The following is a 15,114-nucleotide window of genomic DNA, read 5'->3' on the forward strand; positions in this document are numbered from 1 at the left end:
TGAAGCCTGTTGGTTACACCGGAGAACCATCAAAAGTTATTGAAGGAGAAATATCAGACATTTCTTTTGATATTTTCTAATAAATAATTAATCAATATCTTTCAATATATCCTTAAACCCCTGATGTTATTGGCTTCTATCCAAATTCCGAACTGATTGATTAGAAAAAAATGAAAAAAAAATGAAAAATAATTGCAACAAACCAATAATAGTTTCGATATATTTATATAAAATAATTATATTTAAGAAAATTAGGAGGCAAAAATGTTTAACAAAATAGTCGCAGATGGAAAAAGTAACAGTTTTATACTTGATAATGAAACTTCATATTTAAAATCTGCCAGAAAACTTATTACCAGTGAATTAAAAAGAGTACTTGGAGTTGATGATTTGAAAGGTGTTGATATCCATTCATTAAATGAAGCAACAAAAAAAGCTTTATTAACCCATCCACATATTACTCAAGGTGTTGATATGGGTTTAGTTTCAGGGGAACATTATACGGTTTTAAATAGGCAAGGTGCAGATACTCTTCAAGCTAAACAAGCTATTCTAGATGGTAATGTTATATTTGAACATACTGCTGCTGGTGCAGCTACTAGGCTTGGTCTTGGAACCAAGTACACTATTACCCCTATGTCACTTTTAGAGGCTATTTGTGATGGTGATATTAGATCAACAGAAGATTTACAGGAAGCGTTAAATAAGATACATAGCAATTTATACGTTTTGACAAAACAAGATCAACAATCAGAGGAAGTGCAATCAAAGGTAGCAAAACTTAAAGGAGAAGAAAAAAATTTAGAAGCCCTAAAAGATAAGTCTTTAAGTAGAAAACAAATTAATGCGTTGCTTGTAGAGCTAAATAATACTATTAATTTGTCTTTAGGTGTTAGAAAAATTGCACATTTTGCTTTTGCTACTAGAAAATTAGCTATAGATGCTTTTCCAGGGCTCACAGCTGAAATGAAAACCTCCATAGCAAAAGAGTTAGGTATAGAAAGTGATAATCTAGATGTTGATCGTTATGTAAAGTATATTTTAAGCAAACAGACACATTCAATAATTTTGAATCAAGATACAGATACTGAAATAATTGACGAAATAGTGAAATTTAATTTTTTTGGATTTAACCCTAAAAATTTACTTTTCATGGTTGTTAATAGACAACCATCATTTAGTATAAAAGATGGTGAAGTTATAGAATCTGAGCCAGTTCAACTTCATAATCATGGAGTTTTTAGAATGCACACAGTAATGGAAAATCAATTTTTTAGAGTTGAAGAAAGTGGAGAACGTGGAAAAGGTTTAAGAGTTAGAAGAAGCTATTTGCCATTTAATGAGCTTAGAAATATGTATAGTCAAAAAAGTTTATTTGTATCTAATAATATTGAAGATCTTGATCAGCTTGAAAACTCACCTTTTGATCTAGAAGCTATGTCGTTAGGGTTAGAGCTTATGACTGGCAAGGATAGTTATGCTATGGTTATGATGGCGTCAAGTCAGAAAGGTGTTATTCTTGAACTTACCTTTGAGTCTATAGCTGGAATATCTAAAGATGATTCTAAGGAAATACATTCTCTTCTTGCAAAAAATGGTTTATTTAACGAAAAAGGTGTAGTTTATAAGGATAAACTAGAATTGTTAAAATCATCTGAGGATGCAAAAGAAATGCTAAAGGGCATTTTGCCAGGTAGGTATCATCAATTTATTGATAAGATTTTATCAATTTTGACAGCAAAATCTCAAAAGGGAGGATTTTTTGCTGTGTATAACGGAAAGACTTATTGTTATGAGTCAGATCAGGCGCCAGATTTAAAAATAGAAGACATTAAGTTTTTAAATAAAAATGTAAATATGTTTAATCCAGTTGCTATGTTAGATGCTATTAAAGAAGGAAGTTTTCCCGTGCATACCACATATAAAGATGGTGTGTTGTTGCCACAAACACCACAGGGAGACTTGAATTTTGTTATGAACATGAGAATTGTGGTTGAAGAACCATTAATACCTCTTAGAAGTTTAAAACAGCTTACAGAAATACCAGCAACAGTGGACGCTTTTAATAACCTTGATGCAAAGCCAGACTTTAGTCAATTCGTTGATGAGTTTATGAATGGACTTAAGGAAATGCATACCTTGAGGGATGAGATTACAGCTAAAGTTGCAAGGCTAGGTACGTTAGCGGACCTTTTGGATAAAGCAAAAGCAGAAGCGCCTAAAGCAAAACCAGTAGACATAGAATAAACGTATTGTTTTAATTAATGTTATTTAAAAAAGCCCCTATTATAGGGGCTTTTTGTTTATTATAAAAAATAGACTAAAATCTCCTTTATATTTTCCTATTTATTAAAAAAATGAAAAATAATTGCAACAAACCAATGATAGTTCCGATATATTTATAAGAAATATATTTAAAATAAGCAGGAGGATAATATGTTTAATAAAATAATTGCAGAGGGAGCCAGCATAGGCTTTGATCTTAAAAGCGAGGCAACTTATCTTGAATCAGCCAGAAAATCTATTCAGAACGAATTAGAAGCTGTTATTGGAAGTCTTAAAGGCCTTAATTTGAAAGATATTACTGACGATCAAAAGAATAAAATATTAACGCATCCTGATGTTGAAAATGGTGGAGTAGATTTAAATTTGTCTCCTAGTAGATTTATAACATTGAATCGAGAAAGACCAAATCAGAAGTGGTTACAGAAAGCAAAAAGTTCATTTTTGAATGGCAAAATAATATTTGAACATACTGCTGCAGGAGCAGCAACTAGATTAGGGTTAGGAATAAAGTCTAGGATGACCCCTTTTTCCATTGTAGAGGCAATAAATTCTCCAATGATTAAGCCAAATGATTTGTTATTTGCAGAAACAGAAAAATTGAAACAAAGTTTAAGAGACAAAGGTTTGACTAATAATAAAAAAGAAGAAATAGCGAAAACAATTAAGGAAAATGAAGATAAATTAAAGAAGACTTTAAGTATAGGTCAGATAGACGATATAAGAGTAAAGTTGGCTAGGATAAATAATCTTTCCGTTGGGGTTAGGAAAATTGCTAATTTTGCTTATTCAACTTGGACTGAGGCATCTAATGCCTATATGGATCTTACATTCATCGAGCAGGCTAAATTAAAAAATAAAGGGATAATGAATTGTGATGATTTTTGTAAATCAGTTATGTCAAAACAAATTCACACCATTATTTTAAATCAAGATACGGATGCTGAGACTATTGATGAATTGAGGAACTGTAATTTTTTTGGTTTTAATCCAGACAACCTTTTGTTTATGGTTGTATATAGACAACCTGTTTTTACAATAGATCAGAAGACCGGTGTTGTTGTTGTTGATAAAGAAGCAAAGCCGATGTTACATAATCATGGTGTATTTAGAATGCATACTGTTATGGATAACCAATTTTTTAGAATAGAGTCTAGTGGGGATGAGCCAACTGATAGAGTTAGAAGAATTCCGATGTCTTTTAATGAGTTAAAAGGTGTCTTTGAGAAAGCAGATCTTTTTGTTTCTAATAATATTGAAGACTTGGACCAATTATCAAAGTTACCGTTTGATTTAGCCTCAATGGCTTTAGGTTTAAAACTTGGTGATGAAGGTGCGGAAATGGTTATGACGGCAACAAAGCAAAAAACTCCTGCTCAAAAAGGAGGGTTTTTTGCAATTCATAATGGTGAAGTACATTGTTACGAGAATGATACCTATCCAAGTTTAAAGGCGGCAGACATTCCCTTTCTAAATAAGAATGTTAATATGTTTCCTAATCCATTAAAAATGTTAGAGTCAGTAAAAAAAGGTAATTTACCGACACATACAAGTATTAAGGAACAAGTTGATTATAAAGGCGATAAGAGGTTAGTTCTTGTGCCTCAGACACCACAGGGTGATGTTAATTTTATTTTAAATATGAAGATTATCAAAGAGCCAGCTAATAAAATGCTTGAGATTAGGAATATTAAAGAACAAGGAGATATTCCAGATGCGGTTAAGGCATTCTGTGAATTAGATAATAATCCAGCATTTGTTGGATATGTTAAGCAATTTACTGAATTAAAAACATTAAGAGAAGTTATTGAAGCGAAGATGAAAAACCTTGGCATGTTACAGAGCATGATAGATGGTTATGATCTATATAGAAGTCAAAGGCCGTAATTTTCTAAGATTTATTAATATAAAAGCCCCTTTTTAGGGGCTTTTATATATTAAAAAAACAGACTGCATTTTCTTGCAATTCATTTCGATAATTATATAGGCAAGCAGTAATCATATTGAAACAGATATTATAGTTGTAATAAATGTTTAAATAAGAAAAAAATGAGGCATATATGAAAAGTAGACATATAAAAGGATTAAATAATCTTATGAAAAACAAAAATTGGCATAGTAATTATCTATATTTTAAAACGGTGTCAACACCAACTCCTTCTAGTGTAAATGCAGATAATGTTGATGATAACTCATCAGCACTTACAATGTTTGATTTCAAAACAGAGCGACCTGTTTTGCAAAATGCTGTTAATGCTTTTTTGGGTCAATTAAATAGATTACGCTCTAGTTATATGCCATTAAACATGAGGGATAGCCACGTTAGTTTAACGGTAAAACCAGCTAATCACCCAATGGTTAAAAGATATGATAGTCATGTCAATGTAATGGAGGAAGTTTCGCAGTTTATTTTTGGTTTGAGTAGTAAGAAGACTGCAGAGGAAAGGTTAGATGCATTTAAGAATGCATGGATTAATGCTGATAGAACTGTTGCAGAAAATGCTTTTATGAAAATTGGAGGAATAAACGAAAATCAATCTAAAGAAATAAGAGAAAAATTAAAAACAGATGGAATTTTAGATGATCAATATAGGCTGAACCCTGGGGTAGATTTATCAACGTTAGATATAGATCTATCAGAATTTGTTACAAATAGTGGACAATATAAAGATACGGTTAATAATATTTTACAACAGTCACAAGAGCTTCCAGGGCTACTAAGGCTTGCCAACATTATAGAAGCTCAAAGAGTTAATGACCCAATTGAAAGAGAACAAATATGGAATGATAAAGTTAATAAGCAGTTAGTTGGAGCTAGGCTCGAGCAAATTGTCGGGATGTACAAAAATTTGGGTAAAGATAATTCTGGCAAAAACTTATTGAGTCTTGCAATTGCATCACATGATGTTTTTAAAAGTGTTGATGACACAAATCACGTTTTATATTCTGTAAAAGCGCTAATGGAAACAACAAGAGTGTTTAAGAAGGAAGATTTTATTTCTGCTTTTACTGATGAAAAGGGAGTTCTAGATAAAAAGGGATTAGCTATGTTTTGGAAGAGATTACAGGATTTTTCTGATTATAAGACTGTAGATGGAATTGTTTTAGATGAAAAAAAGAAAGAAGGAATAACGTCTTTTTTAAGTGAAGAGGTATCGGATGCTAGACGTAGTGCTATTGGTTCTATAATAGAAAACAGAAGATTACTGGACAGATATGAAAATATCCCTGGTTATGATGAAGATATATTCTTAGCTGTTATGTGGTCACATCAGCTACAGGGTGCTTCTTTTACTGATGGCAGTTATTCTCAACTTATGAATTTTGTGGTTACAAATGACCCTAATCTGACAGAAACACAACAAAAGATGAAGGAAGCTTTATCCCGGATTCTAGCTGATGATAATAAGAAGGCAATGTTTTTAGATTTATTGCATGTTTTAACTATAATAGATACAGCAGGTGCAACCAAAAATGGTTTTATTTCTGAGAATGCTTTGTTAAATTTAGATGAAGCAAGGAGTAAAATATCTGCTGTTTTAGATAGCTTTAGAGGTCTGGTTTCTGATAAAACAAATACAGAGACATTGCCAAAACAACTCGAAGATCAAGCGTTAACACCGGCTAAGATGTTTAAGGCAATTAAAGATGCGATGAAAACAGAGAACGGTGTAGATCGTCAGGCTTATTTAGGCATGATGAGAAACATGGTATGCATGTATGTTAAGCATATCGACAATGCAGGATTAAGAAAGAGGGTTGAGGACGCTTTTAATGCTGCTGTAGTTGATATTGGCGAAGATGTGGTAGATGATTTGATCGGCAATGCTCCACATGTAATAGAGCAGTCATATATTAATACATATTCAGCTGCAATGGTGGCGCTTGAAAATGGTGTTGATATAATTGATGAGACAACAGGTATGGTGGATTTATCGAAATTAGATATATCTAATTTGAGACTTGAAGACACAATTAAAGCAGTTCTTAAATATAATCTTTTATTTGTTAGGTATAGCAAGCTTATTCAATCAAACGATTGTATAGCAACTTTTGCTGCAGAAGCATTTAATGTTAATTTTTTTACAGTTGCGGAAGCAGATGCCCTTTGGGATAAAACAGATGCTGAGTTTATTTCGGCAATGGACAAAGTTTTTAAAGCAAAAAATATTACAGTAACAGTAACTGATGTTAAGGATGATAATGGGGTTTTTGACAGTGATGCTTATTATAATTCGATAGATATTATGGGTGTTGCGGGAGAGTCATCGGAAGCTGAGGAATTGGTAAATGAAGCAGCAGATGGGGATAAGCATATTGTGGCTGGAGCCAAAGTTGTAGCTTGTTTAGCTGTAGCTAAACAAGCTACAGAATTAGCTACACTTAGGGAAACAATAATGACTGCTCCAAAAGCTGATATGAGTCTTGGTAAGACGCTTGATGAATATATAAGAGTAGAGTCAATTATTAGACATTCTAGTGCTAAGATAACAGACTTAGGACAAGAGGCAGAAGTCAATATGCATAGATTGTCAGCTTTTTTTAAGTCAATACAAGAAGATAAGTTTTTTTCAGTAGATAAAGCAACAGCTGCTTTAAATGGGCTTAAAAACACAAAAATAACTGAAGAAGAATTATTAGAGTTTTTAAGGAAAAATGAAATTATTGATAGCAACGGTGTTGTCCAAACCAAAAGCATAAATGATATTAAAACTGAAGACCTGAAGAAGGGCTTAAATATTGTTAATGACTCTGACCTGGAGATGCTTAAAAAAGCGTTAAATAGAAGTCTAAATGAATCTTTTGCAGATACCAGAATAACAGAGTTGGTTAACAAAAGGCTGTCTTTAAAGACTCCTAATTATAGACCGCAGATAAGGAATCAGTTTTTTGAAACTTATTGTAAGATCTTTTTATTCTTGAAAGCAGCGTTTACAGTTGTGACTTGGGCTAATTTCTTTTTAGCAGTTTCAGGAATGGGAGCTTTTAGTAGAGTAACTTCGTTTATGTTCGCTGGTTCGATGACTTATTTCACAGCTATGGATTTTGCGTATACAAGTACTGCGTTGTTAGATGCAAGCAGGAAGTGGGAGTCTTTGTTGGGAGAGATAGAAGACAGAGATCCTGCTAATTATATGGCAATGATAGAAGGACACAATATGATGCCTTCTCAGTTTGCAAGAAACAGAAGAGGATGGAGTAACAGACAGTTATCTCATGGTCCGCTCTCAAAGGCTAACTTTCAGGCAGGATCAGTTGATGGATTTTCATTTTCTAACATAAGACCAGCTCATGATCATCATCGTGAGATAACAAAAGGTCAGTTTTTGAATATGCTTATTAGAAAATTATATAAAAAAGAAGAAGACACCCATTATAGTTACTATGGACCTAAACTAGATGTTGATGGGGATAGTTGGCAGATAAGAAATTTAGCACTAAATTTAGGACTTGAGCCAATAGGCGAAAGTACAGTTGAATTATTTTCACAGTCTTATCAGGATCCTAAGTTTGGGTTTGATCCTAGTAGTCAGGGACAGAGAGCAAAGTACAGTGCTTTCGCTCAGTTTTTATCAATAACCAATCATTATAGAGAAGGTCGTTATGTAACTTCATTAACTTTAACAAAATTGTTAAGTGATATGAAAGACGAATTGCCTGAAAATAAAGATCAAGATACAGCAGAACAGGCTGATAGAAGAAAGATTATTGAGGCTATTGAGAATAAGTTCCGTTCTGTTATTGAAGCATGTGAGCTTAAGGATTTCGTCAAGAATGCTACTTTCGAGGAGATCCTTAGTAGTATTTTACTTAAAGAAGGAATTCCAGAAGCTAGTTTCAATTCCTTTATTGAAGATATTAATAAGAATAAGGATAAGCGTTTGCTGGATGTTTTTGAAGCATTAGGCAAGCAGTCTTTCTTTAAAAATAATAAATTAGTCCCAGATAGTTTTTATACAGGACTTGATGCTGTTACCTCGAGAGCTATTGGTAGAGAATTCATAGAGAAATGTAGAGGCGATATCGGTGGCGAGAATGTCGTTGCGGAAATGGGAAGAAAGCTTCAGGCAGGAATGGACTTGGAACCTAAAGAGCAAGCATTATTAATTGATGCAATGAATAGAACCTATCATGTGTCTACAGAAAAAGCTGTAGAAATAATTGAATTAGTAAAGAAGAACGCTAAAGAGCTTAGTGAAATGTCGAATCAGGCAAGTGGAATAGCGATGCCAAAGACAGCTGAAGCAAGAAAGATGAGATGGCTATTAGAGGATCATACTTCCAATAAACTACCTTTAGAAAATTTTGCATTGAGTAGATTGCTTGTTCATTGGAAACAATTCAAAGATGTTGTTAAAGGAAAAACTTATGATAATAAGGATGTAAATGTTAATAAAGCTGCTTTATTGCAGGATTTAACTTCAGATAGATTTCTCTTAGATAGATTGGGTGAATTAAGTTCTGAAAAGTTTGGGGATAAAGCAATCAAAATAGATGATATAAAGGCTATTGTTGATGCTAATACTAGTGACTCTGGTATAAATGTTTCTGCAGTTATTCAACAGTTGGAGTTAATGATAATTAATGGGTTTCCACTTAAAGGTTCTCTTGCAAAAGTAAATGAATATAAGAAGAAAAATAAAGAGCTAATCTCTACTGATCAGATGTTTATACCAATAAAGCTTGAGCCAGGAACTACAGCAAAGATTGCTGCAGCTGACCCAGAGGGTTTTGGTGGCAGAGTTTTTATAGATATTATAAAAGGTTATTATGCGCCAAAGAAATCCATGGAAGTTTTTATTAGTCAGATAGCTGCTAATACATCTAATCTTCGTTTCCTAAATAATTTTACTATTATGAATATGACAGCAGATATTGCTGCTGCAGTTTCACGTTTAGCTTTAACGGCTGAAGATAAAGAAAAAATTTATAAAGGAGACCCTGTTAAGGGTATTCAAATTGCAAATGCTGGTGATTTGACTTATGAACAGTTTGAGACTCAGTTAAACATTCAACATGAGGAAGTAGTCAACGAAGCAATCGCAACAACTATTAGAGGCTTTTTGAAGAACATTCAAAAAAAGGGCGAAGTTAATTTTAATAACCAAAAGATTGGCTTTGAAATAGCTGATTTGAAGAAACAATACCTTCCAGATGAGATTATTGAAGGTATTGTTATGCAACTAGCAGGTGAGATAACAGAGAAGTATATTTATGAGCATTTGTATCAATCAAATGCTATGGCTTTTGGCTATATCCAGGAAACTATGATAAACATCAATACGATAGATGGCCTAGAAACAGCTTTATTGACTGATAGAAACAAGACAGCATTGTTATCTGATAATAATCCATACTATGAAGCTGCTAATCTCTATAAGAAGACAAAGGCAGAGTTAACTTCGTCATTAGAAGAATTAGGTGTTCTGTCGAAGGCTGATCATAAGGAATTTAGTGGTAAATTATCAGATCTTATTAAAATTATAGAAGATACTGTTAAAATTTCTGTATCAAGTGGTAATGATAGGCAGTTTCATGCTTATGGTGATCTTCTGTCATATGAAGAGTTGAAAGAGTTATTAATTGCCTTGATTACTGGACGAGAAACAGATGTGAAAATAGCATTGGGAGAACATGAGGCTATTTATAAATCCCAAGCTTTACTTGGTAAGTTAGATGAACTTAAGCTAGATATATCTATGCTAGAAAAGAAAAAAGTTCAAAATGGTAGTCTAAATAAGGAAGACCACGAGGCATTAGAAAAGGCGAGGAAAGCTGCTAAAGAACTAGAACCATTGTCTAACTTAATGGCTGCTATTAAAACTGCTATTGAAGATGAAATTAAGCCTCTGTTAAAGACTCCTAAAGGTAGTATGGCAATGAGTAATTTAGCTGCTAGTATTGACCATCACTTGGATGCTATTGCCGCTAAAGAGCGTTTAACAATTAACATAGCTGCTTTGATTGAAAATATAAAGATAGATGGTAATGATGTTTATCAAGGAAGAGTTAGTGCAGAGTTTTCGGTAACTGGCTTATTAAATGATATGGTTAAGTTCCTTTCTGAAGATGATGGCGGAAAAATAGATGAAGCGACTATTACTAAAATGTGTGAGTCTCTTAAAGGTAATAGAGCTAACAGTTTTCCTGGCGCGTATAAGATGTTTACTATTGCGGCAAAGCCTTATGTCCAAGCATTTGCTCAGAATATTCATAAGACAAAAATGACTGGAGAAACTAAGCCTTTAGGGGAAATTCTTATCAACCTTATTGATAACGGAGCTTTTACTCCAGCAGTTGCGTCGATAGCTCCAGCTACAGCCGATGTTGCTGAAGTCGCAAGTAAACAAAAGAAAGTTAATGATGTAATACAATGGGCTCGTGATTTGAACTTTATTAGAGTTGATATGTTTCAGGTTCAGGGTTCTAGATCCGATTCTTATGGTTCAAAAGGTGGAATATGGACTAGCATTTTGGCAGGTGGTAGGCAAGCTACTCAGGTAGGGAATGTTCTGCTTAGGATAGTTAACAATGCGGTAGCTAGTAGAGTGAATGGTAGCAATATAGAGACCGGGACTCGACGTGATATAAGTGAGAAAGTGGTAGAGTCAATTATTTATGTTGGTAATGATAATGCAACAAAAATAAGATTAGGCGTAACCTCTGAGATGATATATTCACAATTACTAGATAAGCTAATTATAAACAAGAAAGATAAACTAGGTGTTCGTGGTGTTGTAAAAGATATTATGGCTGGTTGGGAATTAGAGAATGCCAGAATATATCATGGTGCTAAGACTGAAAGAACAGCAGCAGACTTAGAGAACATTTTGGTAAATATAGCTAGAGAGATGATTATCAAGAACTACTCCTTGCAACATGTCAAAGGTGCTGCAATGGGTTTGCAACAATTATATTTAAAAAGCCAGGATGCATCTTATGAGGTAGATAGAACTAAGTTTATAGGTAAGAAGGAATATGAGAGAGCTTTAGAGATATTTAAAAATGTTACCGGTGTTGACCTAAGTAAAAATTGGGACGATATTTCGTCTAAAAAACCAACTTGGGAACAACTCGAGGCTGAATTAAAAGAATATTTTAGTAACTTAATGCAGACTGATAACGAGTGGGGAAATATTGCAAATGATGATTATGTAAAAGGTCAAGTGGACTTAAGTATGGCGAATACCCTTACTTTAATCAAACAAGATACAGTGAAAATTTCAAGATATAACTTGGAAAGTAAATATGCTCATATTACTCAGGGATTAATAGCTCAGATGTTCTTACGTAATGCAGGAGGCAATGTTCAAGTTAGTTCTTTAAATGATAAATATGCTGATGATATAAATAAGTCGATTAAAAAGATTGATAGTAGTGAAGAAATTAATCTTGATGTAACAGGAATTAAAGCAATAATTAAGCAAGAGCTAGATGAACTTCATAGTAAGGGAAAAATAACAGATGGTGATAGAAGATATGTTCTTGAATCAGTAAATAAATCCTATCATCAATTTGAGAATCAGTATTTGCTACTTATTCAATCATTTACAGGAATGAATGTTGCAAAAGTTTCAGCTTTATTTAGTTTAAAAGATCATTTGGCAGAAATAGGTATTGAGAGTATGGATGCTCTTTTAGCCAGAGGACATGACGTAATTAGTATTATTACTGGCCAACTTCAGCAGTCAAAAATTATTGACGAACAAGGCGACATGCTAGTAAAAGAAATCCCTTCAAATGTTTTAGCTGAGATAAAGGCAGTTGTTGAGGATAAAGAAAATTATCCTGACACTGAAGCTGGATTCTCATTAACACTAGCAAAGGACTTGTTGGAACAAAATACTGACAGCTTTGAGTTTAGAAAAGCATATGTTGGAGCAGTTCAAGAGGATGTTAATTGGGGCAGTTATATAAGTGATATGTATAAAAAAGAAGGCCAGAATATCCAAGAAATATTCCAAATGCTTCAGAATAATCTTGCTGAAGGTAATGAATTATTGGATGGGTTGAACTATACAGCAATGGTTGATGGTAAATGGGTGAAAGGATCATGGTATACACAAACATCAAGAAAAGATGCATTTAATTTTGAAATGTTATATGACTCTAATATTGGACATTATAAAAGAACTATTACCGAGAAGGTAAAAGGTAAGTATGAGCGAAAAGCAGATCAAAAAGTAATAAGAGATTGGGCAGTGTTTGATAGACCTCAGACACCAGAAGAGCTCTCAGAGTATTTGAGTAGCAAGATGTCTCAGGACATTCCAGAAAAACGATTACCTGATAGTAAAAAATACAAAGGTTTTAGTGAGCCTTTTATGGACTATTTTGTAGAGTTTTCTCAATTGTTAGAAAAAAATACAGTTTTAAATGGTATAGATAAGAATACTTCTCCATTAGAGATACAAGAGAAAATGCAAGAAATATTAGCATTGATGGAAGCGGAGATGTCTGGGCTAAAGACTGAAGTTGTAGATAAAAATGGGGAAAAGAAAAATGTTCCTAAATATGACCCTCTTTCACAGAATTATGTTGCAGCTGCTATAACTCAGCCAAATATTTATCAAGATATGGGAACTACTCTTACAGTCTTCGATGCCGAAGGTAAAGAACGTAAGGTTTATCTTCCTGCTGACACAATGGGTTCAATAGATGGCGACAATAACATGATGAAAAATAAAAGTAGATTAGCTCAGCGATATCTATTCGATCCAGTGACTAGACAGAGATACAATAGAGACTTTGTTGGTGTTCAGTCACCTCAAACAATGTTGGATAGATCAAGCAGTGACAGAATTAATTTGAATGTTGCGTTTGAAGCAGTACAGTCAAACTTTAATAAAGATAGAAGTGGCGAGCCTGGAGCTACTTCTGCAAGACATTTTCCTTGTGGTTGTTTTAATTCATTCACATCTGATATCCAAGATATAATCTTTTATGAAAGACATATGCAACATCAAGATGTCCAGATGGATTGGGCTTTGACTAAGTATATTACAAGGTTTTTGAATGAACGTAATAATAATGGTTTTTGGAAAACTTTTGGTAAAGCAGCTTTTAGTCCTAAAATAACCGCTGCAGATTGGATTAAACCAGAATTTTTTACTGGATCTGAGAAAGATATTGCTTGGAAAGTGGTTAGAAGGGGTTATAGAGGCACTTCTTTTGCAATGAGATTTGCAGTGCCAATAGCACTTGCTTCAATTGCTGTAGCTAGTCCTGGAATAGCAGTTAGTGCAGGTGCTGTTGTAGTTTTAGCAATGTTTCTTGCAGCCAAGATAGGCACAGGAAACTGGACCGACTTAAGAAGTTATGGTCAGGCTTTTATTGCTATAACACCATTGGTTCTAGGTTTAGGAGCTTTATCTCTAAATCTGCCACTGGCATTGGCTATAATAGTTGCCTTTTCTACTTACTCTGCGACTAATCAACTTACTGCTCATGCTATTATAAAAGAAAACGGTATCAGTAAGTGGGATATTGAGAAGGCTGGTAGTGATCTGTTAGCCTCGGCCGGAGCAGTTATGGCTGTTTTAGGATTATCAGAGATTACTGGTGGCGCAAGTATAGCTCTGAATAGTATTTTCCCTGCGATGTTAGGATTCAACGCTTTATTGGGAATATCTTTTAATAAAGCTAGACAGAAAGCTATGGAGAATGATCCAGAATATTTTAAGAACGCCGATAGACAAAAGATGCCTAGAATGTATAAAAGTGGAGGCAATGATAAAGAAAGAATAGGTTTTGAAGGGTTAATTTACCAGAGTAGGCATAAAGCCTTAGAAGATTCTAAAGGAGATCCTGATCTTGAAGCAAATGACGCTAGAGTTGATAAGAGTACATATGATATTGGTCACAATGGTATTGATACAGACCAAAGAGTTAAAAACGGTCAATTTCCCGGAAGATGGATTCCTAAATTCGTAGCCGATAAGCATGAGCTTATATTCTGGGAGTTAGCGAGAAAATCTTCTTTTGATAGAAAACTGAAAACTATTAGTGCTTTAGCATATCCGTATCATTTCTTTATTAAAGCAGCAATGCCAATATTTCTTGCTTCGTATTTATTAGCAGGTATAAGTTCTATCCAGTTTGGAGCTCCTAATGTAGCAACAAGTTTATTTGGTATGCCTATGGATTTTTCATTACTTTTTGGTTTGGCAGGTATTACTACAATGTTAATGGGTAACTATACTAGAAGAAGAAGAATGATGGATACTGGTTTGCCAAAGTGGGCTGCTCTTCTAGAGGAAATGCAACAATTATTATTTGCCCAGGATATGATGCCAAATACTTGGGATGCTACTCAGCGTAATCCTATTACGAGAAGAAATACTGGTGGTAAAGAGACTTTTCAAACTTTTAATCCAACTATTTCTCCAGAGGGACCTCTTTCTAGTGTTGCTAAAGAAGCAAAGGATTTTAGTTTGTTTGGGAATAATGGAACCTTTTCTTCTTCAAGAAAAATGCAGTTTATTTATTCTCTTATGTCAGCAGCAGCAATAAGCGTTACTGTAGCTGGTATTTTGACAGCTGCACCAGCCACCGCGATTGCGTTAGGTGCAATATTATCTTTTTTTTCATTAAGAGAGTTGTCCAAACATGTAGGTTCTCAGGAGTTAATAACTGCGGGTATGGATAGGAGTACAAGTGCCTTAGGTGGTTATTCTGATATGAATATGCTGGGGTCAGATATAGAAAATAATCTTGATTATGGCTTGGCCAAATTCAAAAATTTGTATTTGTGTAGAAAGATAATGAAGGAGCCAAGGGTTGATTTAGATAAGCCTATTTCTTCACGTAAGTTAAGTAAAGTAGGCGGCT

The 15,114-nt window shown here is 33.9% G+C and carries 3 protein-coding genes; all 3 read left to right on the forward strand.

Translation table 11 applies throughout. The annotated features are described in order from the left end of the window. Positions 1-264: 264 nt before the first annotated feature. Positions 265-2,247, forward strand: coding sequence for a hypothetical protein (locus PHF25_05835; protein ID MDD4527542.1), 1,983 nt, complete (start codon positions 265-267; stop codon positions 2,245-2,247). A 189-nt stretch (positions 2,248-2,436) separates the two neighbouring features. Next, entirely contained in the window at positions 2,437-4,170 is a 1,734-nt protein-coding gene (locus PHF25_05840; protein MDD4527543.1) for a hypothetical protein, read from the forward strand. A gap of 173 nt (positions 4,171-4,343) precedes the next feature. Next, positions 4,344-15,114: hypothetical protein (locus tag PHF25_05845; GenBank protein ID MDD4527544.1), on the forward strand; the 10,771-nt coding region annotated here is incomplete at its 3' end.

It is taken from the genome of Candidatus Margulisiibacteriota bacterium (assembly GCA_028706105.1).
Lineage (GTDB): Bacteria > Margulisbacteria > Riflemargulisbacteria > GWF2-35-9 > DYQY01 > DYQY01.